Origin of the sequence: Crossiella sp. SN42 (assembly GCF_023897065.1) — a bacterium.
Classification (GTDB): Bacteria; Actinomycetota; Actinomycetes; order Mycobacteriales; family Pseudonocardiaceae; genus Crossiella.
The window spans coordinates 162,650-188,006 of record NZ_JAMHIV010000001.1; the positions used below are offsets into that span (position 1 = coordinate 162,650).

Genomic DNA, 25,357 nt, shown 5'->3' on the forward strand with positions numbered 1-25,357 from the left:
CGCTAGCAACTACGCCAGGTGCTCACTTCCCCGAAGGCAGGAAGGTGTTCCGGTGAAACGCATGCTGACCGCCGTGCTGGGCGTGTGCGCGGCACTCGGCTCGATGGCGCTGCACGGCCCGCCCGCGGCGACCGCGACGCTGCCCATCCTCGCCGCGACCGCCGACACCCACGACGGCAACGGGCCGGCCGGCGCGATCGACGGCGACCTGTCCACCCGGTGGTCCGCCGCCGGTGCCGGGGTCTGGATCCGCTTCGACCTCGGTTCGGTCGCCACGGTCGAGTCGGTGGCGCTGGCCTGGCACGACGGTGACCGCCGGCGGGCGAGCTTCGACGTCCAGCTGTCCGAGGACGGCTCGGCGTGGTCGACCGTGCTGTCCCGGGCGACCAGCAGCGGCAGAACGCTCGGCCTGGAGACCTACGACCTCGCCGACGGGCCTGCCCGCTATCTGCGGATCATCGGGCACGGCAACAACTCCGCCGACTCGGCCAAGTGGACGAGCATCACCGAGGCGACCGTGTCCGGATCAACCGGCACCCAGCCGCCGCCCAAGCAGACCCTCGGCGTCGGCGGGGTGGCCACGCCGGCCGGCGCGATCCTGGTGCCACCCCAGGACTCCCGGTACAAGATCAGCTCCGGCGGCACCGCGGCCGCGCCCAAGGTCTACGACTGCCAGGGCAACACCATCCGCGGCGGCGTGCTGATCACGGCCGACCACGTGGTGCTGCAGAACTGCCGGGTGGACGCCAGGCAGCAGTACGGCATCTACTCCGACAACAACACCGGCGTCACCATCCAGAACAACGACATCAAGGGCGTCAAGGGCCCCGGCGACCTCAACGCCATCACCTTCTTCGGCGACGGCCACCAGATCCTCTACAACACCGCGATCAACTTCGTCACCGGCGACCCCGGCGACAGCCACACCGACTTCGTCCAGACCTGGGTGTCCAGCTCGCACCCCATCGCCAGTGACGACGTGCAGATCCGCGGCAACAAGGCCATCGGCCCGCCGAACCCGGACCGCGACCACAGCATCCCCAGCATCCACCAGTTCCTGATGGCCGAGGACTACGGCCGCGGCGGGAACTCCGGCGGCAACACCGACGGCATGCGGAACTGGATCATCGCGGACAACGAGATCGGCGACAGCTGGAACCAGGCCATCAAGGTGGACGGGCCGGACCAGGTGTTCATCACCCGCAACAGGTTCGTCGGCTCCTCGACGCGGGTCGCGGAGGCCACCTCAGCTTCGACCGGCGTGAAGTTCTACCGCGACAACCAGGTTGGGCCGGGATACCGGTCGGTCGGCATTCCGGTCACCGCGGGACCCGGGCCGTTGACTCCGGTAGGAGTTCTCCGCAGTCGCACAGGCTGAACTATCTACCTGGGTATCTCGCCAGACCCGGCGCGACCTGGGCTGACGCCCGGCACGAACGGCTGACGGCGGAGTCACCGGGGTGGGGTATCCAGGCCGGGTCCGAACGGCCCCGATCCACCGGCTGTGGACCATCATCATCACCACCACCATCATGCCCATGACCATCCACTACCTGAGGCACTCGACAGCGCGGTGCCGGACGAGGCGTTGCCGCCGGACGGGTTGTCCCGCCGGGCAATGCTGCGCCGGGCCGGACTGCTGGGTGCCGGACTCGCGGTCGCGCCAGGGATTTTCGCCGCCACCGCCAACGCCGCGCCGCCGCCGCGCGGCGGTTACCGGTGGCTGGCCGGGGACCACCACATCCACACCCAGTACAGCTTGGACGGTCGTTACCGGGTGATCGACCACGTGCGGCAGGGCGCGGCGCACGGGCTGGACTGGATGGTGATCACCGACCACGGCGGGCCGACCCACGCCCGGATCGGGGTGGAGCGGGTCAATCCGGAGATCGTGGCCGCGCGCCGGGACGTGCCGGAGGCGCTGGTGTTCCAGGGCCTGGAGTGGAACGTCCCGGCCGCGGAGCACGGCACCGTGTTCGTCCACCCCGGACGGGAGGAGGTGCGGGTGCTCAAGGAGTTCGAGGGCTCCTTCGACGGCATCGTGCGCAACGCCCTGTCCAACACTCCCGCGAACGAGGCACTGGCCATCGCCGGCATCGACTTCCTGGCCGAGGCGTTGCGGCGCAGGCGGATCGAGGACGTGCTGTTCCTGGCCAACCACCCGGCCCGGCAGGGCATCGACACCCCGCACGAGATCCGCAACTGGCGGGACGCCCAGCCGCACATCGCGGTGGGCATGGAGGCCGCGCCGGGGCACCAGGCCGCCGGTATCGCCAAGCCGCACGGGGCCGGGCTCTCCCGCGGCTACTACTTCATGGAGCCGGGCCCGGACTCCTTCCCCGCCTACCCGCCGGCCAGCTACCGGACCTTCGGCGGCTTCGACTGGATGACCGCCACCGTGGGCGGGTTGTGGGACAGCCTGCTCGCCGAGGGCAGGCCGTGGTGGGTCACCGCGAACTCCGACTCGCACGCCGTCTACGGCGACACCGCCGTCACCGGCCCCGGCTCCAACTTCGACCGGGACGGCAAGCTCGCCGACGCCGTGCACGGGCCGGTGCCCGACCTCACCAACGCCGACTTCTGGCCCGGCGCCTACACCCGCACGCACGTCGGCGCCGACGGGCACTCCTACCGCGCGGTGATGGCCGGGATCCGGGCCGGGCGGGTCTGGGTGGACCACGGCGCGCTGGTGGCCGGGCTGGACATCCGGCTGCGCACCGCGGACCGGTGGGCGCAGGACAGCGTCACGCTGGGCGGGGTGCTGCGGGCGAAGCGGGGCACCGCGCTGGAACTGGTGATCGACGTGGACCTGGCGCGGTTGCCGAACTGGGCGCAGTTCGTGCCGAAGCTGGCCAGGGTGGACCTCATCCAGGGCGCGGTCACCGGCCCGGTCGCCGACCGGGACACCTTCAGCGCGCCGAAGACGAAGGTGGTGCGCTCCTTCACGGTCAGCGCGTCCGCGGGCACGGTGCGGTTCACGCATGCCTTGGGGCGCTTGGAGTCTCCGTTCTACCTGCGGCTGCGGGGCACCGACGGCAAGCGGGTCGCGGTCGGGCTGGGCGGTGCGGCGGTGGATCCGGCCGGTCCGGCGATGGACGTGGCCGGGGACGCCGACCCGTGGGAGGACCTGTGGTTCTACACCAACCCGATGTGGGCGCTGCCCGGGTAGGAGCTGTGCCCGGCGCCCCGGTCTCCGGGGTGCCGGGCCGGTTCAGCCGCGCAGGGCGGTGATCACCGCGCGCACGTCTTCCGCGGTCATGGTGGCGCCCAGGCTGATCGTCACCGAGCGGCCCAGCAGGCTCTCACTGTTGCGGCAGCGGGCGGGGGCGTCCCACTGGGTTCCCCACGGGGTGCGGCCGGCCCGGATCGCGGGACTGCTGTACACCGGCTGTCCTTGGTAGAGGGTGTGCGCGGGAATGCCGTCCGCGGTCAGGGCGGCCACCCGGTCGCGGGCTGCCAGCCGGGAGTCCAGGAAGAAGGTCAGGTCGCCGCCGGAGCCCTGCTCGTCCGGCAGTCGCCGCCAGTGCAGCTCGGGCAGTGCGGCGCGGACCTCGGCCGCCACCGCGCGCAGGCGCGCCAGCATCGGGTCCAGGCGGCCCAGTTGCACGCGGAGCAGGGCCGCGGTCAGCTCCGTCATGCGCAGGTTCACGCCGAGGAAGGGTTCCGCCGCCTGCGCGCGGTTTTCGCCCCTGGCGGTGGTGAACTGGCCGCCCTGGTCCTGGTAGCGCACGATTCGCTGGTGCGCCAACGGATCCCGCACGCTGACCGCGCCGCCCTCGCCCGCGGTGATGTTCTTCTCCAGCTGGAAGCTGAACGCGCCCGCGTCACCGAGGGACCCGGTTCTGCGGCCCCGGTAGCGGACCCCGGCGGCCTGGGCGGCGTCCTCCACCACGACCAGGTCGTGCCGCCGGGCCACCGCGAGGATGGGGTCCAGGTCGGCGGCGGCGTTGTTGAGGTGCACCGGCAACACGCCCCAGGTGCGGTCGGTGACCTTCTCCGCCAGCGCCGCCGGGTCCAGGGTGAGGGTGTCGTCGACCTCGGCGAAGACCGGCACGCCCCTGGCCCAGACCACCGCGTTGGCGCAGGCGATGAAGGTGACCGCGGGCATGATCACCTCGGCGCCCTCCGGGATGCCCAGGCCGATCAGCGCGCAGGCCAGTGCGGCGGTGCCCGAGGAGACCGCGACGGTGTAGGGCACCTTCAACAGCTCGGCCAGCTCGCGTTCGAAGGAGTCGGTGCGGTGCAACAACTCCGGCCCGTAGTAGCGGAACAGCGACCGGGAGCGCAGCACCTCCAGCGCGGCGGTTTCCTCTTCCTGGCCCCACAGCGCCAGCCCGCGCCACGGCTCGTACCGCGTCACCCGGCGGTCCCCGCCAGCGCGGCGTCCAGCTCCGGTTCGCTGTGCGCCACCAGGTAGTCCTCCAGGAACAGGTAGTCCAGCTTGCTCGGCCCGAAGAAGGCCAGCGCCTGCGCCGGGGTCTCCACGATCGGCTCGCCCCGGTCGTTGAAGGAGGTGTTGAGCACCACCGGCACCCCGGTCAGCTCACCGAAGCGGGCCACCAGCTCGTAGAAGGACCCGTTGGCCTCGCGGGTCACCGTCTGCACGCGGGCGGTGCCGTCCACGTGGGTGATCGCGGGCACCTCCGCCCTGCGGTGCTCCCGGACCGGCGCCACGATCAGCATAAACGGTGACTCGATGTCCAGCTCGAAGTACTCCGCGCAGCGCTCGGCCAGCACCGCGGGGGCGAAGGGGCGGAAGGACTCCCGGTGTTTGACCTTGCTGTTGAGCACGTCCTTCATCTCCGGCCGCCGGGGGTCGGCCAGGATGCTGCGGTGTCCCAGTGCGCGCGGGCCGAACTCCGAGCCGCCGGTGAACCAGCCGAGCAGCGCACCGCGCGGCAGCAGCGCCGCGGCCAGCCAGGCCGGGTGCTCGACCTTGCGGTAGGGCAGTTCCGCCGCCGCCAGCGCGGCTCGCAGCTCCTCGTCGGTGTGGGTGCGGCCGAGGTAGCTGTGGGTCTGCGGGCGGGGGCCGCGCGGGCGAGGGCGATCGCCCAGCTGGTGGTAGCCGTAGTAGGCGCAGCCGATCGCGCAGCCGTTGTCCCCGGCGGCGGGCTGGGCGAAGACCTCGGTGAACGGCGTGTGCCGCAACAGTTTCCCGTTGGCCACCGAGTTCAGCGCCACCCCGCCGGCCAGTGCCAGCCGGGTCAGCCCGGTCTCCCGTTGCAGCCAGCGCGCCGCGTGCAGCAGCGCGGTTTCCAGGGTTTCCTGCGCCGCCCAGGCCAGGTCCGCGGCCCTGGCGAAGCGCTCCTCCCCCTCCAGGCCGTCCAGCGCGTGTTCCAGGAACTCCAGCAGACCGTCGGAACCCTTGAGGTGCAAGGCGAAGCGGCCCTCCGGCAGCAGTTCCAGGTGCCGCCGGAACCGCGCCAGGTAGCGGTCGCCGCCGTAGGGGGCCAGGCCCATGGTCTTGCCGTCCTCGGTGAGGTACCAGGGGCCTTCCTCGTACAGGGTGAAGCCGATGGCGTGGCTGACCGCCTTGTACAGGAAGCCGAGCGAGTGGTTGCTGTCCCCGGCCTGGTACACGCGGTCGGCGTGCCTGCCGTCGGTGGTCCACTCGGTGCCGTAGACCTTGGACAGCTCGTGGATGCCGGTCCCGTGCCCCACGCCGAGGGTGAGCGTCTCCACCCCGTGCCCGTCGACCATGCTGCCCGCGCCGTCGGCCACCAGGATCGCCGCCTCCGGGAACGGGGAGGGGTAGAAGGCGCTGGCGGCGTGCGCTAGGTGGTGGCGGATCAGCTGGGTGCGGCCGCGGAACTGGAAGTAGCAGGTGGGCAGCAGGGTGTCGTCGGCGACGATGACCTCGACCTCGGCCAGCCGCGCGCCGTGGGTGTCCAGGCAGTACCGCCAGCCCCGGTTGGCCAGCGAGTTGACGCCGACGGCGTACTTGCGGCGGGCCAGCCGCTCCTCCTCGATGGCGACGCTGATCTCGCCCTCGTGCACCAGGGCGGCGGAGAAGTCGTGATTGGAACCACCGAGACCGAGCGCGAGCATACGCGTGTCCTTACCCGCAGGAAAATGGGGACGGCCGAGATTCGCGAGTTTACCGACCGGTTCCGAGCCGGTCCAGGAATTGCCTGCCGAGTTCTACAGTGTGCTTTCCGCCGGTATCGGATGGCGTATTGACCTCCCCCCGACGGCCCTCCTACGCTCGAAAAACCGAACGGACCGGAATGCCTCCCGAATCATGGGGTATGGCGTGTCTCTCAAGAACGACTACCGCGCGGCGATGTTCGCGAACCGGGACGAGCACAATCGGCTGCGGCTGCTCATGAACGACATGGTCATCGAGGAGCAGCTGTGCCAGATGCGGTGCTCCTACTGTCTGACCGAGGACTTCAACCTGCTGATGAACGTGCCGGATGCCAAGTTCCGGCTCACCACGGACCGGCGGGCGGACTGGCACCGGATCCTGGACGCCTATCACGAGCAGGTGGACAGCCCGATCATGCGGCTCTCCGGTGGTGAGTTCTTCTGGCTGAAAGGCTCCACCGAATTTGTCGCCGAATGCAGTAAGAGGTACGAGGTTGTCCAGGTAATCACCAACGGCGTCTTCCTCACCGACGCCCGGCTGGACGCGCTGGCCGCGCTGGGCAACTGCCAGCTCTGCCTGTCCCTGGACGGGCACACCCTGGCGATGAACTCCCACCGGCTGCCGCCGAAGCAGCACCGGCTGTTCGAGGTGATCATGCGTGGCCTGGACGGCGCGGTCGAACGCGGCATCCCGGTCGAGGTGCAGTCGGTGCTCAGCAACGTCAACGTGACCGGGCAGGCCGCCTTCGCCGAGTTCCTGCTCCAGCGCTACGGCTCCGGCGCGATGCTGTACTTCTTCCCGGTGCGCGGGGAGGCCAAGGACAACCTGGCCCCGCCGCTGGGCGACCACTTCGCCGAGTTGCTGGCCCGCTACGACGAGCTGGCGCCGGTGCTGCCGCCCCGGGCCTTCGTCGAGCACATCGGCAACCAGCTGCGCACCGGCGTGCGCACCCTGCGCTGCTACGCCACCGCGACCATGGTCCAGCTGTTCGGGCAGGGCGATGTGTCCTGCTGCCCCTACGCCTGGCTCAAGCCGATGGGCAACGTGACCGCGGAGCCGCAGCTGATCCACGAGCAGTTCGGCAAGCACCAGCACTACGAGATGTTCATGCAGCCGCGGCCGCGGTTCCCGTACTGCCGCAGCTGCACCGGGCCGATCGACGTGGTCAACCTGTACCTGCTGGACCACATCTCCGATGAGGAGATCACCCGCTGCGCGCCGTACGCGGGTCCCAGGGCCCTGGCCCGGCTGCGGGAGCTGAAGTCGACGTTCGCACCAGTGTTCGGGAGCGCGTGATGATCTCGGTGGACGGACTGGGCCCCGCTGACTACGAGCGGGCGGACGCGGTCAGGCTGACCCGGTTGCCCCAGCACGACCTGCTGGTCATGGCCGGGGCCCGCTTCGGCGACCTCGCGCCCTGGCGCAACCCGGAGTACCTGCGCGCGGTCGCCGCGCTGCCCGAGGAGCAGGCGCTGGCCGCCCTGTTCGTGCTGGGACAGCAGGTGCCGGAGGGCTCGCTGCCCGCGCCGCTGCTGGCGCTGCTGAGCCACGCCAAGATCGTCTCCGCCGGGTCGGGCCTGCTCTCGGCCGACTACGCGCTGGTGCGCCTGGAGGGCCTGACCGTGCTGGCGGCCTGGCGTGCGGCCGGCCGGGAGACCGGCTCGTACGCGCCGTGGGTGGGCACCGACACCAGCACGCTCTGCCGCCTGGTGGCCGCCCGGCGCACCGCCAGGACCGCGCTGGACCTGGGCTGCGGCACCGGTGCGCTGGCCATGACCGCGGCCCGCAACGGCGCGCGGGCGCTCGCGGTGGACATCAACCCGGAGTGCCTGGCCGCGACCACCTTCAACGCCGCCCTCAACGGCCTGAGCGACCGGGTGGCCGTGCGGCAGGCCGACCTGGCGGCCCTGGACCTGGGCGAGCGGTTCGACCTGGTGGTCTCCAACCCGCCGTTCCTGCCGCTGCGCCGGGGCGCGCTGGGCTGGCTGGCCGGGGAGGGCGGCCCGGACGGGCTGGACTTCGTGTGGGCCATCGTGCGGCAACTGCCGGAGCTGCTGACCGAGCGAGGTGAGGCGCTGGTGCAGTTCGCCTCCTTCGGCGACGAGCACGGCCCGTTCTGCGCGGCCGAGCTGGCCGCGGAGCTGCCCGGACTCGGCCTGTCCGCGCGGATGCTGCTCAAGCCGCCGACGCCGCCGCGCTGGCCCGCCTTCGCCGAACGCGACGAGCAGGGCAACCTGGCCGGGGAGCTCGGCCGCGAGTACCGGACATTCGTGGAGAGCATCGGGGCCACCCACTACCACCCCTGTGTGCTCGCGCTGCGGCCCGGCGACGGCGGGCTGACGGTGGGCCGGTACAGCTGACTTCTAACCCACGAGCCAGCCCGGCCCCAGGTCGGCCGCTTCCTGACGGGCGATCTCGTTGACCACGGCCTGCGCGTCACGGTGCGCGGTGTCGATGAGTCGGACCCCGGGCACCTCGGACACGTCCTCGTCCAGGTGGGTCAGCGCGAGCCGACCGGTGACCAGGTGCGGGGCGGCCTGGTCCTGCCGGATGCGGTCGGCGAGCACCTCCGGTCCGGCGCGCAGCCCGTACACCACGGGTGTGGTGCCCAGCGACCACAGCGCGTCCATCACCGGCTCGTAGGTGCGCCCGCCGGCCAGGATCACCCCGTGCACCACGACCACCCTCGCCCCCCACTCCTGGTAGGCGGGGACGCGGGCGGCCAGTTCGGCCGCCATCAGCCGGTGCAGGGGTTCGCCGGACTCCCACGGATGCACGAACGGATCGCAGTCCAGCACCGCCACCGGCACCAGGAAGCAGGCGGCCAGCAGCTGGGCCACCTGGGTTTTGCCCGCGCCGGGGGCGCCGGTGATCACGAGCACGCGCATCCGGCTACCGGGTGTCCTCGACCGTGCCGACCAGCCGGAACCCCAGGTGTGGCACCTTGAGGATCTTCGCGCCGGAGTCGATGTCGGCGAGTTTCCGGCGCAGCACCGAGACCACCGTGTTCACGTCCTCGTCGCCGGCGGCCTCGGCCAGTTCGGCGCGCGAGACGATCTGCCCTGGCTTGTTCGCCAGTGCCAGCAGCAGCCCCGCTTCGCCCGTGCTGACCGGTGTCTGCCGGGACGGGGAGCGCAGCAGTCCTGGCGCCAGGGTCAGCCGCTGCGCGGGCTCCGGTGGGGCCACCGACTTGAGGTAGCCCAGCGCGGCCACCACCCGGGGCCGCCGCAACGGCGTGGCCAGCGCGAACGCGTAGCCCTCGGTGAGCGCGCCGAGCACGCCGGTGGCCGAGACGGCGTCCAGCACCGCGATCGGGTAGCCGCCGCGTCGCCGCACCTCGGCCGGGGAAGGCTCGACCGCCTCGCCCGCGGTGCGGTGCAGGGCGCACAGCATCACGTCATCGGTCACCTCGCGATCGGCGTGGTGCACCGCCAGGCCCAGCTCGGCACACGCGTCGGTGACCACGGCGAGGTCCGCCGCGGCCAGTGTTCCGGCCAGCACGTACATCCGGTTCCTCCCTGCTCAGCTCCACACCCGTTCCGCGGCCGCGCCCGGCCCGCCCAGCGCCCGGCCGTACCGGGCCACCCGCCGCCGGATGCCCGCGCGCACCTGGATGCGGTAGACCTTCAGCGCCTCCTGTTTGGCCTGCCAGGCGGTGGCGTCCATCGGCAGCAGCCGCGGCCGCAGCCGGTCCAGCCCGGCCGCGCGCAGCCGCGGGACCAGCGCCCCGGTCAGCTCCCTGGCGGAACTGAACAGCGAGTACGGCTGGTCTTCGTAGAACACGAGCCGGCTGTTACGCAGCGCGCCCCTGGCGGCCAGGGCCAGCACGGCCTCGCGGCAGGCCAGGTGGTCGACGTGCCCGCCCACCGCCAGCGGCACGTACACCTCGGCGCACCCGGCGAGCTCCTTGGCCAGCCGGGCGGTCAGCGCCGCGAACAGCTCCGGCTCCCCGGTGTGCCCGGCCACCGGGTCCGGCGCCAGGAAGCCGGCCGCGCGCTCGGGGCGGTCGGCGGCGTCGAGGAAGCCCAGCAGTTCGGCGTCGGCGGCCAGCACCCGGCAGGCCACCAGCTCCTCGGCCACCAGCAGCCGGGTGGTCAGCTCGGGGCGGGCCGCGTAGTAGGGGCGGCTGGTCCAGGTCTCCACGCTGAACACGTCGAGCACCCGGCCGCCGCGCGTGGCCAGCAGGCCGCCGAGGGCGAGCACGGCGTCGTCCGGGTGCGGGGAGACCACCACCGGCGCCTCGCCCGCGCGGGGCCGCGGCGGCGGGGCCAGCACGAGCAGCCCGGCGCGGTGGCCGTGCCGCAGCAGGTCCTGCTCCGCCGGGGAGAACTCCCGCAGCGCCCGGCTGCCGTCGCAACGGGCCAGCAGGTCCGGACCGGCTACCGGCGGTTCGACCGGACGGCCCAGGAAAGACATTCCGGTGGCGGTGACCTCCGTATGGGGCAGCGCGATGGGCCGCCACGCATCCGGTAATTCGGTCATTCGCTCAGCGTAGCCGCCTCGACCGGGTACAACGACCGGCAAAGCAAATGTAATTCGATTGGCCTAAGGCACCCTGATTTACCCAGCGACATTTCGCGATGGTAGTGGAGCACCGGGTTGTGCGCTACATTGGCGGGAATGCCGTGCCGTGCCGATTGCAGGCGAGGAGCGTGCGTGAAGACCCGGGTGACACTTGTCCAGCAAGGTGTCTGGACAAATTCGCATGCCTCGATGCCGTTGGCAATGGGATACCTCAAGGCCTGCGCGGACGCGGATACACGCATTCACGCGCGAATGGACGTCACCATTCAGAACTATGCCGGTGACGTGGGCTCGAACCACATGGCCAGAGGACTTTTCCGGGACGGTTTTCCGGACATCCTGTGCTTTTCCGTGCTCGGCTGGAACCACCGCACGTTCGGCGCGCTGGCCGAGACCTTCAAACAGCTCAACCCGGCCGGCTGGGTCATCTTCGGCGGAAACCACGTCGCGCACCAGGCCGAGCGGGTGTTCCGGCTGTTCCCCCAGGTCGACGTGGTGGTCAACGGCGAGGGCGAGCCGGTGTTCCCGGAACTGCTGCACGCCTACCTCGACGGCGGCTCTCCCCGGGAGCTGCACGGCGTGCGCGGCATCTCCTTCCGCGAGGACGGTGGCGCGCTGGTCACCACCGCGGAGCGGCCCCGGATCGAGGACCTGGACTCGCTGCCCTCGCCGATCCTCTCCGGCGCCATCCCGCTGACCGACGCCCGCGGCGAGTTCCCCTACGGCTACGCGCTGCTGGAGACCAACCGCGGCTGCCCGTACAAGTGCTCCTTCTGCTACTGGGGCGGCGCGACCGGGCAGAAGATGCGCTCCTTCTCCCGGGCGCGGCTGCGGGCCGAGCTGGAGCTGCTGGGCAGGCACCGCGCGCCCACGCTGGTGCTGTGCGACTCCAACTTCGGCATGCTGCCCGCCGACGAGGACTTCCTGGACGACCTGCTGGCGGTGCGCGCCCGCTACGGCTATCCGCGCAGCCTGGAGACTTCCTGGGCCAAGAACAAGTCGGCCGGGTTCTTCCGGATCATGGCGAAGCTGCGCGAGGCCGGGATGCACAACTCGTTCATCCTGGCGCTGCAGACCATGGACGAGGCCACCCTGTCCCGGATGCGGCGGCGCAACATGCGGCTCAACGAGTGGGAGGACCTGGTCGGCTGGCTCACCGAACGGGAGATGAACGTCTACCTGGAGCTGATCTGGGGCGCGCCCGGCGAGACCGTGGAGACCTTCCTTGCGGGGTATGACCGGGCCGCGCGGCACACCCCGTTCGTCGCGGTGCACCAGCTGATGGTGCTGCCCAACACCGGTTACCACGACAAGCGGGAGCAGTACGGGCTGGTGACGGTGCGCGGCGAGCAGGACGACTTCGAGTACGTGCTGGCCCACGACACCATGACCATGGCCGACAACGAGCGGATGGGCCGGTTCCTGTGCTGGAACCGGGTGCTGGCCAGGGGCAGGCTGCTGCACGGGGTGTGGACCGCGCTGCGCGAGCTGGCCGGCATCCCGCAGTCCCAGGTGGTGCTGGGCTTCGCCGACTGGGTGGAGACCGCCGAGGACCAGGAGGTGGTCCGGCTGCGGGAGGCCGCGGCGGGCACGCGCGGCGACGTGGTCGACGCGGCGGTGTGGCCGCTGCTCACCCAGGAGGTGCTGCGCGCCTGGTGGCGGGATGCGGTGCGCCCGCTGCTGCCGGCCCACGCACTGTCCACAGTGGAGGAAGTGTTCCGGTTCGACCTGCTGTGCCAGCCGATCCGCTGCGGGCCCGAGGGCGAGCCGGCCGAGGACCTACCGGTGGTGCGCCGGCACGGCCAGGACTGGTTCCTGCGGGCCGGGCAGGCCTTCGACTGGGACGTGCCCGCGCTGCTGGCCGCGCTGCGCCGGGGTGAGCGCAGCGAGCCCGCGCCGTGCACCACCGACTTCTACTACCCCACCGGCTTCGGCGCCGACCCCCAGCACTTCTACCGCCTGGACGCCTACCGGGGGTTGACCGAAGGGCAGCTGGCGCAACGGTTCCCCGCGGTCACGGGGTGACCGGTCACCGCATCGAGGAGGACACGAATGGATCAGGCCGAACTCATCAGGGAGCTGCACGAGCTGGCCGCGCGGATGACGCGCACCCCGCTGCCCCCGGTGACCGAGGCGGAGCTGGCCGAGGTGAGCCTGGTGGAGCGCTACGGGTTCAGCTCGCTGGACGCCCTGGAGTACCTGCTGGTGCTGGAGGAACGCTTCGACGTGGTCTTCGAGGACGAGGAGCTCACCGAGGAGACCCTGTTCAACATCGACGGCCTGGCCGAGTACATCCTCGCGCAGAAGACCGGTGAGCCCTCCGCCGCGCCCCCGGTCCGGTGAGCGCGGCGGGGTTCGGCCCCCTCGTCCAGGGCTCCACCAACCCGGCGCTGCTGGGCACCGCGGGCGGGGTCACCGCCGACACCGTGCCGGGTGTGGTGTCGGCCGTCCTCGGCGCGCTGCTGGATCCCCTCCCCGCTGCGCTGCTGGCCGGGCTGCCGGTGGTGCTGGCGGCCCCGGACTACGGCGCGCGGGCCACCGCGGCGTTCGTCAACCGCTGCGAGGAGGCCGAGCACGAGGGCCGCAAGCTGCGGCCGCTTGAGGCGATCTCGCCGGAACCCGCGCACCTGGTCCAGGAGTTCGCCGAGCGCGGCGCCTGGGACGGGCCGACCTACGTGCTGATCAACCAGCGCACCGCCACCTGCCAGGCACTGCGCTGGGCCCGGGCCGCGGTGTCCACCGGCTGGCACCGGGCCATGGCGGTCTGCGAGATCACCCACGACGCCCGGCACGGGGCCTACCTCGTGGTGGCCACCCTCATCAGTCCCGGCGGCAGCCCGGTGCCCGAGCCGCCCGCCGAAGACGCCGCGTCCGGCAGCGTGCTGCTCCGCCTGCTGCGGGGACCGGTCACCGCAGACACCGCGCGTGCCACCGGGTCCGCCGTGGTGATCTCCGGGCTCGGGCTGGTCACCGGGTACGGCAACGGCGTCGCGCGGTTCTGGCGCGGGCTGGTCACCGGGGAACGCGCGCTGGTGCCGCTGACCCGGTTCGACCCGATCCGGTTGCGCAGCAAGGTGGTCGGGCAGACCACGGTGACCGCCCCGCCCGGCGTGCCCCGGCGGCGGGTGCTGCTCGACCTGGCGCTGCGCGAGGCCCTGGCCGGGGCCGGGCTGTCCCGGGTGCCCGAGCGGGCGCTGCTGACCACCGTGGGCGTGGTGCCGGACCTGGCCGGAGCCGGCGCCCCCGAACACGTGCGGGAGATCGCGCTGGAACCGGAGTGGCGCGGGGACGGGGTGGTCGGGCCGAACGGGACGGCGGCGGTGCTCGCGCACGCCTGCGCCTCGGGGACCTTCAGCCTCGCGATGGCCAGGGAGTGGCTGCGCTGCGGGCTCGCCGACGTCGCCGTGGTCACCGGGGTGTCCTCGCTCAACCGCTACGACTGCGCCGCCATGGAGGCCGTGCGCACCTCCAGCAGCAGGCCCGCCCGGCCCTACGACCTGGACCGCGCCGGGCTCACCATCGGCGAGGGCGCGGGGGTCGCGGTGCTGGAGACCGCCGAGCACGCCGCGGCCCGCGGGCACACCCCGGTGGCGGTGCTGGCCGGGATCGCCTGCCGGGTCGGCGGCGCGGGGCGGCGGCGGCTGCACGCCGAGGTGGGCGCGCAGTGCGTCCGGTCCGCGCTCGCCATGGCCGGACTGGCCACAGTGGACTACGTGCACGGGCACGCGCCCGGCACCAAGCAGGGCGACGCGGCGGAGCTGCTGGCGCTGGAGACCGTCGGCGAACAGCTTGGCTGGCAAGGGGTTCCGCTCAGCTCGCACAAGGGCGCGGCCGGGCACCTGCTGCACGCCTCGGCGTTCCCGGCGCTGGCCGCCGCGGTGCGCGCGATCGGCGAGGGCACCGTGCCCGGCACCCCTGGCCTGGACCGCGCGCTGGCCGCCCAGCGGCTGCGGGTGCTCCAGCGGTCCGAGCGGCGGCCGGTTCGTTCGGTGCTGGTCAGCAACTTCGGCTACGGCGGCAGCAGCGCGGCCATGGTCCTCACCGCGCCACCGGAGTCCACAGAGGACAGCCATGGGGTGGCCTGAACCGGGAAGGGAGCGAGCATGGCGGACGCGGTCCTGCTGACACCACGGGAGATCCTGACCGGGTTCTCCAGTGTCAACAACCAGAACGTGCTGATCAACGACGAGGAGTACCTGCGCCTGGACCCGGCCATGCGCCTGTTCTACGAGAAGGTCCGGGAGAACCTGGGCGTGGCCTGCATCGCCGGGCACCTGCGCCATCGCGGCTACTCCGTCACCGCGCTGAACCTGCACGGGCGCAACCCGAGCGATGAGATGATCACCGACCTCATCCGCCGGGAACGCCCGGTCTTCGTGGGCATCAGCATCATGTACGACCTGCACATCGTGGACGCCGTGCGGCTGCTGCGCTGCGTGCGCGCGGCCGACCCCTCGGTGTTCGTCGCGATCGGCGGCGCGTTCTGCACCTACAACGCCCAGCTGATCGCCGAGCTCATCCCCGAGGCGGACTGCGTGGCCTTCGGCGAGGGCGAGCTGACCGCGGCGGGCCTGATGGACTGCCTTGCCGCCGGCCGGGACTGGCAACAGGTGCCCGGTGTGTACTTCTGGCGGGACGGCCGGGTGCGGGCCAGCGGGCCACCCAAACTGCCCGTCCTCACCGAGGAGCCCTGGCCGGCCAGGGACATGCTGCGCCGCCACCGCGCGGCAGGCATCCGCACCCCGGTGGCCTCCACCTACACCAGCCGGGGCTGCCACGCCAAGTGCACCTTCTGTTACGTGCCAAGGGCTCCCGGGGTCTCCGGCAACGCCTGGCGGGTGCGGCCGCCGGAGGACGTGGTGGATGAGATCGAGTTCCTGCAACGGGAGTTCGGCACCCGGTTCCTGTGGTTCAACGACGACAACTTCGGCGGCGCGTTCACCGAGGGCTACCAGCACGCCATCGGCTTCGCCGAGGAGCTGCTGCGCCGCGACATCCGCATCTCCTTCCACTGCGAGTTCCGGGTGGACACCGGCCTGATCGACCGCGAGGCGCTGCGCACCCTGCGCCGCGCCGGGATGACCTCGGCCTTGCTGGGCCTGGAAACCGGCGCGCCCGGCATGATGAAACGCTTCCGCAAGGGCACCACCGTGGACTACAACTTCGACGCCGCCCGCATGTTCAAACAGGAGAAGATCGAGCTGGAACCCGGCTGGATCATGATCGAACCGGGCACCACGGTGGATGAGCTGTGGCAGAACCTGGAGTTCATCATCGCCGCCGACATCGCGGTCAGCGAGAACCCGTTCTCCTTCTTCAGCAGGGCGATCGCGTTGCGCGGCACCGAGATGTACGACAAGGTGGCCGACCCGCTGCCGCCGGAGCTGACCGGCGTTTCCGGGGTGGCCAGGGAGGTGCTGCGCCAGGCGCGCCGGGAGTACCGGCTGGCCGACCCGCGCCTTGAGGAGCTGTGGACGGTGTGGAGCGAGGTCAGCGCCGAGGTCAGCGACCGCAAGGAGCGCCTGCCGTTCCTGGCCCAGCGCATCGTGGACGCCACCCGGCAGCGCCGCGCCCAGGGCGAGGAGGGGCTGCGCCCGCTGCTGGGGCTGCTGCGCCGGTGGGTGGCGGAGCTGCCACAGCTGATGCTGGCCTTCCTCAACACCGGGCTGCTGCTGGCCGAGGACGGGCAGGGTGAACTGGCCAAGCGGGCCGAGGCGCAGCTGCGGGAACTGGTGGCCGTCTACGACCGGCGTCACCTCGGCCTGCCCTTCCCCGAGTTCGTCGCCGACACCGAACGCCGTTGCGGCACGCGCGCGCTGACCGGCTGACCCGGCCCTGACATCCAAGGAGCGAGCATGTCCGACGTGGTCCTGCTGACCCCACGGGAGATCTCCACCGGCGCGGCCAGCCTGAACAACCAGAACGTGCTGATCAACGACGAGGAGTACCTGCGCCTGGACCCGGCGATGCGGCTGTTCTACAAGCGGGTGCGGGAAAATCTGGGCGTGGCCTGCATCGCCGGGCACCTGCGCCACCGCGGCTACTCGGTGACCGCGCTGAACCTGCACGGCCGCAATCCCAGCGACGAGGCGATCACCGCGCTGGTGCGCCAGGAACGCCCGGTGTTCGTGGGCATCAGCATCATGTACGACCTGCACATCATCGACGCGGTCCGGCTGCTGCGCTGCGTGCGCGCGGCCGACCCCTCGGTGTTCGTCGCCATCGGCGGCGCGTTCTGCACCTACAACGCCAAGCTCATCGCCGAACGGGTGCCGGAGGCCGACTGCGTGGCCTACGGCGAGGGCGAGCTGACCGTGGAAGGCTTGATGGACTGCCTGGCCGCCGGCCGGGACTGGCGGCAGGTGCCCGGCCTGTACTTCTGGCGGGACGGCCGGGTCAGCACCAGCGGCCCGCCGAAGCTGCCCGACCTGGCCGCGGAACCCTGGCCGGCCCGGGACCTGCTGCTGCACCACCGGGCCACCGGCATCCCCACCCCGCGGGCCTCCACCTACACCAGCCGGGGCTGCCACGCCAAGTGCACTTTCTGTTACGCGCCAAGGCAACCCGGGGTGGAGGGCGGTCCGTGGCGGGTGCGGCCGATCGTGGACGCGGTGGATGAGATCGAGTTCCTGCAACGGGAGTTCGGCACCCGGTTCGTCTGGTTCAACGACGACAACTTCGGCGGCGCGTTCGCCGAGGGCTACCAGCACGCGGTGGGTTTTGCCGAGGAAGTGTTGCGGCGCAACCTGAAGGTGAACTTCCACTGCGAGTTCCGCGTCGACACCGGGCTGATCGACCGCGAGGCGCTGCGCACGCTGCGCCGGGCGGGCATGGAGCTGGCACTGCTGGGCATGGAGACCGGTTCGCCGGGCATGATGAAACGCTTCCGCAAGGGCACCACGGTGGACTACAACTTCGACGCCGCCCGCATGTTCAAGCAGGAGAAGATCGAGCTGGAACCCGGCTGGATCATGATCGAACCGGGCACCACGGTGGACGAGCTGTGGCAGAACCTGGAGTTCATCGTGGCGGCCAGGGTGCACGAGTGCGAGAACCCGTTCTTCCTGATCAACCGGGCGATCGCGTTGCGCGGCACGGAGATCTACGACAAGGTCACCACCTATGGCGAACCCGACATCCCCGGGGTGGACGGCGTGGCCTGGGAGGTGCTGCGGCAGGCGCGCCGGGAGTACCGGGTGGCCGACGAACGGGTGGAGGACCTGTGGTCGGCGTGGAGCGCGGTCAGCTCGGACATCAATGACCGCAAGGAGAACGAGGTCCCCTTCCTGGCCCAGCGCATCGCCGACACGGTCCGGGCCCGGCGCGGCGGCGCGGGCCCGGACGTGCGGCCGCTGCTGAGCCGGTTGCGCCGCTGGGACCAGAGCCTGGACCGGTTGCTGGTGGCCTTCCTCAACACCGGGCTGCTGCTGGCCGACCTGGGCGGTCCCGACCTGGCCGAGCGGCTGGAAACCGCGCTGCGCGGGCTGGTCGAGGAGTACGACCGCTGCCACCTCGGCGCGGCCTTCCCCGACTTCGCCGTCCAGATCGAGCGGGCCTGCCAGTCCCCCGCCCCGGCCACCAGCCGATGATCCGGGTCGCGGTCATCGGCTGCGGCCGGGTCTGCCAGCGCTACCACCTGCCGTTCCTGGCCTCCCGGCCGGACCTGGCGCTGGTCGGCGCCTGCGACCGGGACCCCGAACGCACCGCGGGGCTCTTCCCGGCGGAGTCCGGGGTGTGGGTCGGCGACTCGGTGCGGGAGCTGCTGGCGCGCACCCGGCCGGACGTGCTCGCCGTGTGCACGCCCAACGAGGACCACGTGCCGCCCGCACTGGCCGCGCTGGCCGCCGGGGTGGCCGTGCTGTGCGAGAAACCCCTGGCGGCCCGGATCGACCAGGCCAGGCTGCTGGCCTCGCGGGTCAACGGGGACCCGCTGTTCGGGGTCAACCTGCCCTACCGCTTCCACGAACTGCTGCCCGCGTTCACCTCGGCCGTGCGGGACAGCGTGGTCACCGGCGTCGAGTTCGACATGAGCACGCCCGGCGACCGCCTGTGGCGCGCCTGCACGCCCTGGCACCGGGACCGGCGGCTGGCCGGCGGTGGTGTGCTGCTGGACCTGGGCATCCACGCCCTGGACGTGCTGGTCACCGTGTTCGGGCCGCCGAAGGTCGAGGAGTGCTCGCTGACCGGTGGCGCGGTGGAGGACCAGGCCGAGCTGCGGCTGACCTTCGACGGGGTGCCCGCGGTGCTGCGGCTGGACCGGGCGGCGCGCACGGTGGCGATGACGCTGACCGCGCACACTCCGGCAGGGGCGCACGTGCTGGACTTCCGGCGGGGCGAGTTGCGGCAGGTCGGCGGCACGGTCCGGGTGAGCGCGCAACGAGCCGAGCTGGCCGCGCTGACCGCTTTCTTCGACACCGTCACCGGATCCGGCCCCGGCGCGGTGGTCACCGCCGGAGAAGCGTTGGCGCTACAGGAGATCGTGACCACCGCCTACCGGCTCGCCGGGGTGTGATCAGGCCAGGAACGCCGAGACCACCGTGCCGAAGTACACCGGCCGGCGCTGGTGCACGTGGTGCCCGGCCAAGGCGGAGAACAGCCGGGCGTCCGGGATCGCGGCGGCGACCCTGGCCAGCAGGGCGGGCGGCACCGGGCTGTCCAGGCCGCCGCTGACCACCAGGGTGCGCGCGGTGATCGTGGCCAGCCGCCGCCACCAGTCCGGGTCCAGTTGTCGAAGCTCCTCGATGAAGGCCCGCACCGCCCTGGGATCGACCCGGCCACGCCGGTCCCGCAGGAACGCGGTCAGCGGCTGGGCCCGCGCGCGGATCGCGGCGGCGTCCCGCTCATCCCTCGGTGGCGGCGGCGGATCCTCCAGCACCAGGCGCCGCACCCGGTGCGGCTGCCGCTGGGCGAGCAGCGTGGCCACGTGCCCGCCGAGGGAATGGCCCACCACGTCCACCTGAGCCAGCCCGTGCCGGTCCAGCAACGCGATCAGGTCCTGGCAGACCAGCGCCGCGGTGTACTCGGTCGCGGTGCCGCCGTGTCCGCGCAGGTCCGGGGTGAGCACCTGGCGGCCCGGCGCGGCCAGCCTGGTGCTCAGCTGCCGCCAGCTCGCGCTGTGGTCACCGAGGGCGTGCAGCAGCAGGACGGGGTGCACGGCCTACACCGGCTGGTCCCGCAGGACCTTGCCGGTCTCGGTGGTGACCAGCGAGGCCACCGCGGTGATGCGGTGCGGCAGCAGGGCCGGTTCCAGGCGCTCCCGGCAGAACGCGGCCAGCGCGGCCAGGTCGACGGTGGCCGGGGTGACCAGCGCGGTGATCCGCTGGCCCAGCAGTGGATCGTCCATTCCGGACACCAGGCAGGCCGACACGGCGGGGAAGGCCAGCAGCACCGCCTCGATCTCCTCCGGGCTGACCTTGATCCCGGCCACGTTCAGGCAGGTGGACACCCGGCCGGCCAGCACCAGCTCGCCACCGGACCACCTGGCCAGGTCGCCGGTGGCGAAGTGCCCGGTCAGCGGCGTGGTGTCGTTGGCGTAGCCGGACATCAGGCTGGGCGAGCGCACTGTGACCAGCCCGGCGCCGGTGAGCCCGCCCGCGGTCAGCGCGTCCACCGGCGGCTTGGCCAGCAGTACTTCCACCCCGGGCAGTGGCGGGCCGACCGAACCGTCGGCCGCGCGGGGGCCGGGCGGTCGCACGCAGATCGGGCCGGTCTCGGTGGTGCCGTACACCTGGCCCAGCCGCGCGCCGAGCCTGCCGGTCACCAGGTCCGCGGTGCGCGCGTCCAGTGGCATGCCCGCGGTGAGGAAGTCGGTGCCCGCCACGGTGGTCGCCGCGCTCGCCAGCACCCGCAGCATCGGCGGCACCCCGGGGAACAGGGTGATGCCGCGCGCGGCCAGCTCCCGCAGCAGCACCCGGGGCCGCTCGGCGGAGAGGTGGTGCACGCACACCCCGGCCAGCGGCGCGGCCAGCGCGCACAGGCCAAAGCCGTAGGCGTGGTGCAGTGGCACCGAGCAGCCGAGCACCTGCCCTTCGCCCAGTTCCAGGGTGTCCCGGTAGGCGGCGGCCTCGGCGAGCAGGGCCTCGGCCGAGCGCAGCGCGGCCCGTGGGCGGCCGGTGGTGCCGGAGGTGATCTGCGCGGTGGCCGCCTGTGGTGGCCCCTCCCCGGAGCGGGCGGTGTTCAGGCTCAGCACCCTGGCCCCGGCCTGCGCGATCACCGGGCCGAGCCCGAAACCGGTGCCGGGCGCCACCACCAGGTGGGTCAGCGGCAGCAGCGCCTCGGCGCGTTCCAGGCCCCACGCGGTGAGTCGGCGCGGCAGCGGCACGGCGACCGCGCCGGTGCCGATCGCGGCGAACAGGTCGCTGAGGAACTCCGCCGGTGGCCAGGCCTGGATGCCCACCACCGCGCCCCCGCCGATGCCCGCGCCCTGGTAGCGGCGCGCCTTCTCCGCCAGCAGGGCCAGGAACTCCGTGCCGCTAAGGCTGTGCTCCCCGGTCACCACCAACGGCCGCTCCCCCAGCCGGGCGGCCTGGGCCCGGAGGGTGTCCAGGAGCTCGGCGCGGGCGCTCACCTGGCCCCGGCCAGTGCCCGGCCGAGGGCGGCGAGGACCTTGTCGAGCACGTCCTTGGTGTGCGCGGTGCTGAGGAACCAGGGCTCCATCGGGTTGGGGTGGAAGTAGACGCCCTCCTTCTGCGCGGCGATCTGCCAGCGCCGGTGGCCGTCGAAGTCGATCGCGGCGGCCAGCTCCCGCAGCCCCGCCTCCGCCGCCACCGGTTCCCGCAGCAGTGCCACCGACACCAGCGAGCCGACCCGGCCGACGCGGACCAGTCGGCCCTCGGCGGCGGCCAGCGCGCGGACGCCCTCCTCGGCGTGCGCGCCCAACTGTTCCAGCTCGGCGTAGACCCCTGGCGTGCGGCGGATCTTGCCCAGCTGCGCGACGATCGCGCGGATCGCGGCGTGGTTGCCCGCGAACACCCCGGCGTGGTGGGCCTGGTTGGCCGCCAGCAGCCGCATCGCCTCCTGCCTGCCGCCGAAGGCCGAGACCGGGAACCCGCCGCCGAGCACCTTGGACAGCACGGTCAGGTCGGGCTCCACGCCGTAGCGTTCCTGCGCGCCACCCCTGGCCACCCGGAACCCGGTGATCACCTCGTCGAAGACCAGCAGCGCACCGGAGTCGCGGGTCAGCTCCCGCAACAGCTCCAGGAAACCGGGTGCGGGCGGGATGACGTTGGCGTTGACCAGCACCGGTTCCAGCACCACCGCGGCGATGTCCTGGCCGGCGCGGGCGAAGAGCTCCCGCGCGGCCCGGTGGTCGTTCCAGGGCAGCTGCGCGGTGTGCGCCAAGGCCTCCGGGATCATGCCGGGGGCGCCCGGCCGCACCTGCTCCGGCGAGCCCTCCCGCAGGTGACCCACCGCCTTGCCCGCGCGCAGCACGGTCTCGCTCCAGCCGTGGTAGTGGCCCTCGAAGGTCACCACCAGGGACCGGCCGGTGCTCACCCTGGCCAGGCGCAGCGCGGAGGTGACCGCCTCGGTGCCGGAGTTGGCGAAGCGCACCTGCTCGATGCCCGGCACCAGCTCGGCGATCAGCGCACCGGCCTCGGCGTCCAGCTCGTGCGGCAGGCCGGTGAGGTGGCCCAGGGCGAACTGCTCGCCGACCTCGGCCAGCACCTCGGTGTCGGCATAGCCGAACAGGTGCGAGCCGTAGCCCATGTTGAGGTCGATGATCTCGTTGTCCTCCACGTCCCAGACCCGGCAGTCCCTGGCCCGGCGCACCACCAGGGGCTGGGGGATGGCATCGATCCGCATACCGCTGCTGACCCCGCCCGCGATGACGGTCCTGATCTTCTCCAGCGCGCCGGCATTGCTCTGCCGGTTGACCGATGAGGTGGACACTGCCGTCCTCCGTATTCGTGAGACACCCGCAGGGTAATCAAGTAGAGCAAGTCCACCAGTTCGTGACAATCGGCTGAGGGGTGTCTTCACGGGACGCGACAGAAAAACACCACTGTGCGCAGCCGGATCCCGGGCGACCTGGACCTGACTAGTCCGAACCGGCGAATTCCGAGCCTGCACGAACGCACTTAATCAGAGACGTCATGATCCACACCGCGCACCGGCAGGTGTTGACTGGAGCAACAGCGCGGGTTAGCGTCGAAATTGGGAGTCAGCTAATTTCGGAAACACAGAAGAACGGATGGATCTGGCCATGCCATTGCCTGCCGTCGCCCCGTTCCTGATCGGGCTGGTCACCGCCCCCTTGGCGGCCAAGGTGGCGAAACCCCTGGTTCGCGGCGTGATTCGCGCCTCGGTGGGATTGGCCTTGGAGGTGCGGAAAGCCGCGACGAAAGCGGCCGAGGGGATCTCCGACCTCACCGCCGAGGCCACCGCCGACCTGACCGAGCCCGAACCGGTCAAGCCGAAGCCCAGGAAACAGTCCTCCAGTACGGTCACCTCACCCAATTGACACCATTGGGTACTGGACCAGTCATAGGCTGACGCACTACGGAAAACCGGTGGCTGTTGTTCATGGAAACCACGGCGGCACAACCACTGTCAGTCGTTCCCGGGCGTCAGCGCTGGGAGATCGACGCGATGCGGGGCCGGCCACGGCTCACTGAGTACGTGGCCAGAAGCCTGGACAGGTCTCCCGGAATTCAGGTAATTCGCGCCAGTCCGCTGACCGGCCGGATCCTGCTCCGCCACGATCCCGCGGTGGCCACCGAGACGGTCGGCCAGCGGGTGCGGGTGGTGGTCGCGCGCGCGGTCCAGCTGCTGCGCGCCCCCGCCCGGACTACCACCCCGGCGCCGGCGCGCACCCGTCGCCGAGGACGGCTGGCCCGCGCGCTGGCCATCGCCTGCGGCGCGGCCGTGCTCGGCCTGGTGCTGCGGCCCTCGCCGGTGGTGGGCCTCGGCCTGGTGCTGCTGGCCACCGCGGTGATCATCCGGCGCGCCTGGGTGCGGGCCAGGCGGATCCGCGGGGCCTCCGCCGGGGTGCGCCGCCCCTTGCTGCGTATCGTCGGCCGGCACCGGGGCCGGTTCTACCTGGCCACGGTGGTCTCCGCGCTGGGCCAGGTGATGGACCTGGCGCTGTCGGTGTTCATCGGCTGGGTCGCGGTGGTGCTCATCCGTGGCCAGAGCACGCTGCTGGTGCGCATCGGCCTGGTCACCGCCACCGCGCAGCTGTGGCTGCTGGCCGGGCTGGCCGCGCTGGTGTGCGTCGCGGTGGCGGTGCTCTCCTTCAGCTCGGGCCTGCTGTGGCGCAACCTGGCCCACCGGGTCCGGCACGACTGGCGCACCGAGCTGCACCCGCACGTGCAGCGCCTCTCCGCCCAGCACGTCACCAAGGAGCGCGGCAGCCGGATCGCGAAGGTGCTCACCGAGGACATCGAGGCGCTGGGCCGCTTCCTGGCCACCTCCGCGCACGAGATGACCCAGCTGGTGACCAGCTTCCTGATCACCCTGCCCGCCTTCCTCGTCTTCGCCCCCGGCGTCGCCTGGATCGCCTTCCTGCCGGTGCCGGTCATCGCCGGGCTCTCCCTGCACTACCAGGAGGACGTGGCGCCGAACTTCGTCACCGCGCGGGAACGCTCGGCCCGGCTGAACAGCCAGGTGGTCAACGCGATCGAGGCCGACGCGACGGTGAAGAGCTTCTGCGCCGAGGACTACGAGATCCGCCGGATCGCCGCGCTCAGCGAGGAGTGCCGCCAGGGTGAGGAACACTCGGACCGGGAGGTCGGCGCCTACGCCGAGACCGTGCGCGGCTGCGCCACCGTGTCCCTGGCCGGGATCCTGCTGCTGGGCGGCCGGGCGGTGCTGGCCGGGACGTTGCGCTTCGAGGTCTTCAGCACCCTGATCAGCCTGCCGCTGCAGGTGCTGTGGAAGCTGCGCACGCTGGGCGACTCGGTGGACCGGTACCAGCGCTCGGTGGTCGCGCTGGACAACATCCAGCGGCTGCGCGCCCTGCCCACCGAGCCCAACGGCAGCGGCCGTCCCCTGCCGATCGGCGAGGTTCGCGGCGAGATCCTGTTGCGGGACATCACCTTCGCCTACCCCGGCCGTCCCCCGGTGCTGGCGAACCTGTCGCTGCGGGTGGCCCCGAACCGGGTCACCGCAATCGTCGGCACCACGGGTTCAGGGAAGACCACCATCGCCAGGCTCCTGCTCCGCTTCCAGCAACCGGAGGCGGGCACGATCCTGTTGGACGGCAAGGACATCAGCACCCTGCGCTTGCGCGATCTCCGCCAGGCCATCGGTTTTGTCGCCCAGGACGCCTTCCTCTTCGACGGCACCATCACCGACAACATCGCCTACGGCACCTTCACCGCCCCGCCCGCCGCGGTCCGCCGCGCCGCCGAGCAGGCCGAGGCCGCCCCGTTCATCCACGCCCTGCCCGAGCAGTACGCCACCCCGGTCGGCGAACGCGGCGCCACCCTGTCCACCGGCCAGCGCCAACGTCTGTCCCTGGCCCGCGCGATGCTCAAGGACGCCCCGGTCCTCATCCTGGACGAGGCCACCTCCGCCGTGGACAACGAGACCGAGGCCGCCATCCAGCGCGCCCTGCGCGAGTTCGCCCGCGACCGCACCCTGCTGGTCATCGCGCACCGGCTGTCCACCATCCGGCACGCCGACCACATCCTGGTGCTGGACCGGGGCGGCGTAGTGGCCGAGCAGGGCACCCACGACGAGCTCCTGTCCCGCGATGGCCTCTACGCCGCCCTGTGGCGACTCCAGGTGGGCGAGAACTGACCA

20 protein-coding genes are annotated in these 25,357 nt (G+C 72.0%); 12 read left to right on the forward strand and 8 right to left on the reverse strand.

Features of this window, described 5'->3' with window-relative positions:
- The first annotated feature begins 61 nt into the window (after positions 1-61).
- Together M8C13_RS00675 and M8C13_RS00680 are read left to right on the forward strand one after the other, a co-directional pair.
- Positions 62-1,378 (forward strand): discoidin domain-containing protein, encoded by a 1,317-nt coding sequence (locus tag M8C13_RS00675; RefSeq protein ID WP_252478881.1) that lies wholly within the window; start codon positions 62-64, stop codon positions 1,376-1,378.
- A 195-nt stretch (positions 1,379-1,573) separates the two neighbouring features.
- A complete protein-coding gene (locus M8C13_RS00680) occupies positions 1,574-3,169 on the forward strand; it encodes a PHP domain-containing protein (RefSeq protein WP_252478424.1) in 1,596 nt (531 codons plus the stop codon).
- 42 nt (positions 3,170-3,211) lie between these two features.
- Here the strand turns inward: M8C13_RS00680 and M8C13_RS00685 are convergent, their stop codons facing one another.
- On the reverse strand, positions 3,212-4,360 hold the full coding sequence (locus M8C13_RS00685; protein ID WP_252478425.1) for a DegT/DnrJ/EryC1/StrS aminotransferase family protein: 1,149 nt from the start codon (positions 4,358-4,360) through the stop codon (positions 3,212-3,214).
- Positions 4,357-6,048 (reverse strand): carbamoyltransferase C-terminal domain-containing protein, encoded by a 1,692-nt coding sequence (locus M8C13_RS00690; RefSeq protein WP_252478426.1) that lies wholly within the window; start codon positions 6,046-6,048, stop codon positions 4,357-4,359. The genes M8C13_RS00685 and M8C13_RS00690 overlap by 4 nt, the downstream gene beginning before the upstream one ends.
- A 205-nt stretch (positions 6,049-6,253) precedes the next feature.
- Here M8C13_RS00690 and M8C13_RS00695 point away from each other — a divergent pair, with 205 nt between their 5' ends.
- Positions 6,254-7,384: a radical SAM protein gene (locus M8C13_RS00695; protein WP_252478427.1), complete on the forward strand. Its 1,131-nt coding sequence runs from the start codon at positions 6,254-6,256 to the stop codon at positions 7,382-7,384.
- Positions 7,384-8,448: a methyltransferase gene (locus M8C13_RS00700; protein ID WP_252478428.1), complete on the forward strand. Its 1,065-nt coding sequence runs from the start codon at positions 7,384-7,386 to the stop codon at positions 8,446-8,448. Before M8C13_RS00695 ends, M8C13_RS00700 begins: the two co-directional genes overlap by 1 nt.
- Positions 8,449-8,451: 3 nt before the next feature.
- Here M8C13_RS00700 and M8C13_RS00705 read toward each other — a convergent pair whose 3' ends face one another.
- Genes M8C13_RS00705 through M8C13_RS00715 form a run of 3 tightly spaced genes read right to left on the reverse strand, consistent with a single transcriptional unit; the run spans position 8,452 to position 10,570 of the window.
- Positions 8,452-8,976, reverse strand: a complete 525-nt coding sequence (locus M8C13_RS00705) for a hypothetical protein (RefSeq protein ID WP_252478429.1) — start codon at positions 8,974-8,976, stop codon at positions 8,452-8,454.
- Positions 8,977-8,980: 4 nt separating this feature from the next.
- Complete coding sequence (locus M8C13_RS00710; RefSeq protein ID WP_252478430.1) at positions 8,981-9,595, reverse strand: helix-turn-helix domain-containing protein; 615 nt, start codon at positions 9,593-9,595, stop codon at positions 8,981-8,983.
- Between the two features lie 15 nt (positions 9,596-9,610).
- The gene (locus M8C13_RS00715) at positions 9,611-10,570 is read right to left on the reverse strand and encodes a PIG-L deacetylase family protein (RefSeq protein ID WP_252478431.1); all 960 of its coding nucleotides are present in this window, start codon (positions 10,568-10,570) and stop codon (positions 9,611-9,613) included.
- A gap of 138 nt (positions 10,571-10,708) precedes the next feature.
- Between M8C13_RS00715 and M8C13_RS00720 the strand changes: the two genes are divergently transcribed.
- The 6 genes from M8C13_RS00720 to M8C13_RS00745 are packed head-to-tail and all read left to right on the forward strand — an operon-like array spanning position 10,709 to position 19,124.
- Positions 10,709-12,637, forward strand: a complete 1,929-nt coding sequence (locus tag M8C13_RS00720; RefSeq protein ID WP_256508385.1) for a KedN5 family methylcobalamin-dependent radical SAM C-methyltransferase — start codon at positions 10,709-10,711, stop codon at positions 12,635-12,637.
- Between the two features lie 27 nt (positions 12,638-12,664).
- Positions 12,665-12,955, forward strand: a complete 291-nt coding sequence (locus M8C13_RS00725) for an acyl carrier protein (RefSeq protein WP_252478432.1) — start codon at positions 12,665-12,667, stop codon at positions 12,953-12,955.
- Positions 12,952-14,697 (forward strand): beta-ketoacyl synthase N-terminal-like domain-containing protein, encoded by a 1,746-nt coding sequence (locus M8C13_RS00730; RefSeq protein WP_252478433.1) that lies wholly within the window; start codon positions 12,952-12,954, stop codon positions 14,695-14,697. Before M8C13_RS00725 ends, M8C13_RS00730 begins: the two co-directional genes overlap by 4 nt.
- A gap of 18 nt (positions 14,698-14,715) precedes the next feature.
- Positions 14,716-16,440: a B12-binding domain-containing radical SAM protein gene (locus M8C13_RS00735; RefSeq protein WP_252478434.1), complete on the forward strand. Its 1,725-nt coding sequence runs from the start codon at positions 14,716-14,718 to the stop codon at positions 16,438-16,440.
- A gap of 27 nt (positions 16,441-16,467) precedes the next feature.
- Positions 16,468-18,201, forward strand: a complete 1,734-nt coding sequence (locus M8C13_RS00740) for a B12-binding domain-containing radical SAM protein (protein WP_252478435.1) — start codon at positions 16,468-16,470, stop codon at positions 18,199-18,201.
- The gene (locus M8C13_RS00745) at positions 18,198-19,124 is read left to right on the forward strand and encodes a Gfo/Idh/MocA family protein (protein ID WP_252478436.1); all 927 of its coding nucleotides are present in this window, start codon (positions 18,198-18,200) and stop codon (positions 19,122-19,124) included. The genes M8C13_RS00740 and M8C13_RS00745 overlap by 4 nt, the downstream gene beginning before the upstream one ends.
- Here the strand turns inward: M8C13_RS00745 and M8C13_RS00750 are convergent, their stop codons facing one another.
- The 3 genes from M8C13_RS00750 to M8C13_RS00760 are packed head-to-tail and all read right to left on the reverse strand — an operon-like array spanning position 19,125 to position 22,501.
- Positions 19,125-19,766: an alpha/beta fold hydrolase gene (locus M8C13_RS00750; RefSeq protein ID WP_252478437.1), complete on the reverse strand. Its 642-nt coding sequence runs from the start codon at positions 19,764-19,766 to the stop codon at positions 19,125-19,127.
- A 3-nt stretch (positions 19,767-19,769) separates the two neighbouring features.
- Positions 19,770-21,179 carry a class I adenylate-forming enzyme family protein gene (locus M8C13_RS00755; RefSeq protein WP_252478438.1) on the reverse strand — a complete coding sequence of 470 codons (1,410 nt, stop codon included), beginning with the start codon at positions 21,177-21,179 and terminating at the stop codon, positions 19,770-19,772.
- On the reverse strand, positions 21,176-22,501 hold the full coding sequence (locus M8C13_RS00760; RefSeq protein ID WP_252478439.1) for an aspartate aminotransferase family protein: 1,326 nt from the start codon (positions 22,499-22,501) through the stop codon (positions 21,176-21,178). The genes M8C13_RS00755 and M8C13_RS00760 overlap by 4 nt, the downstream gene beginning before the upstream one ends.
- 301 nt (positions 22,502-22,802) lie before the next feature.
- On the opposite strand from M8C13_RS00760, the gene M8C13_RS00765 reads away from it, so the two are divergent.
- Together M8C13_RS00765 and M8C13_RS00770 are read left to right on the forward strand one after the other, a co-directional pair.
- Positions 22,803-23,072 (forward strand): DUF5132 domain-containing protein, encoded by a 270-nt coding sequence (locus M8C13_RS00765; protein WP_252478440.1) that lies wholly within the window; start codon positions 22,803-22,805, stop codon positions 23,070-23,072.
- A gap of 158 nt (positions 23,073-23,230) precedes the next feature.
- A complete protein-coding gene (locus M8C13_RS00770; RefSeq protein ID WP_252478441.1) occupies positions 23,231-25,354 on the forward strand; it encodes an ABC transporter ATP-binding protein in 2,124 nt (707 codons plus the stop codon).
- The last annotated feature ends 3 nt before the right edge of the window (positions 25,355-25,357 follow it).

What these genes read in the sequence shown, in the direction of transcription:
- M8C13_RS00675 (WP_252478881.1), top strand. Translation starts at nt 62, where the DNA reads ATGCTGACCGCCGTGCTGGGCGTGTGCGCGGCACTCGGCTCGATGGCG.
- M8C13_RS00690 (WP_252478426.1), bottom strand. Translation starts at nt 6,048, where the DNA reads ATGCTCGCGCTCGGTCTCGGTGGTTCCAATCACGACTTCTCCGCCGCC.
- M8C13_RS00700 (WP_252478428.1), top strand. Translation starts at nt 7,384, where the DNA reads ATGATCTCGGTGGACGGACTGGGCCCCGCTGACTACGAGCGGGCGGAC.
- M8C13_RS00705 (WP_252478429.1), bottom strand. Translation starts at nt 8,976, where the DNA reads ATGCGCGTGCTCGTGATCACCGGCGCCCCCGGCGCGGGCAAAACCCAG.
- M8C13_RS00710 (WP_252478430.1), bottom strand. Translation starts at nt 9,595, where the DNA reads ATGTACGTGCTGGCCGGAACACTGGCCGCGGCGGACCTCGCCGTGGTC.
- M8C13_RS00715 (WP_252478431.1), bottom strand. Translation starts at nt 10,570, where the DNA reads ATGACCGAATTACCGGATGCGTGGCGGCCCATCGCGCTGCCCCATACG.
- M8C13_RS00720 (WP_256508385.1), top strand. Translation starts at nt 10,709, where the DNA reads ATGCCGTGCCGTGCCGATTGCAGGCGAGGAGCGTGCGTGAAGACCCGG.
- M8C13_RS00725 (WP_252478432.1), top strand. Translation starts at nt 12,665, where the DNA reads ATGGATCAGGCCGAACTCATCAGGGAGCTGCACGAGCTGGCCGCGCGG.
- M8C13_RS00735 (WP_252478434.1), top strand. Translation starts at nt 14,716, where the DNA reads ATGGCGGACGCGGTCCTGCTGACACCACGGGAGATCCTGACCGGGTTC.
- M8C13_RS00740 (WP_252478435.1), top strand. Translation starts at nt 16,468, where the DNA reads ATGTCCGACGTGGTCCTGCTGACCCCACGGGAGATCTCCACCGGCGCG.
- M8C13_RS00745 (WP_252478436.1), top strand. Translation starts at nt 18,198, where the DNA reads ATGATCCGGGTCGCGGTCATCGGCTGCGGCCGGGTCTGCCAGCGCTAC.
- M8C13_RS00765 (WP_252478440.1), top strand. Translation starts at nt 22,803, where the DNA reads ATGGATCTGGCCATGCCATTGCCTGCCGTCGCCCCGTTCCTGATCGGG.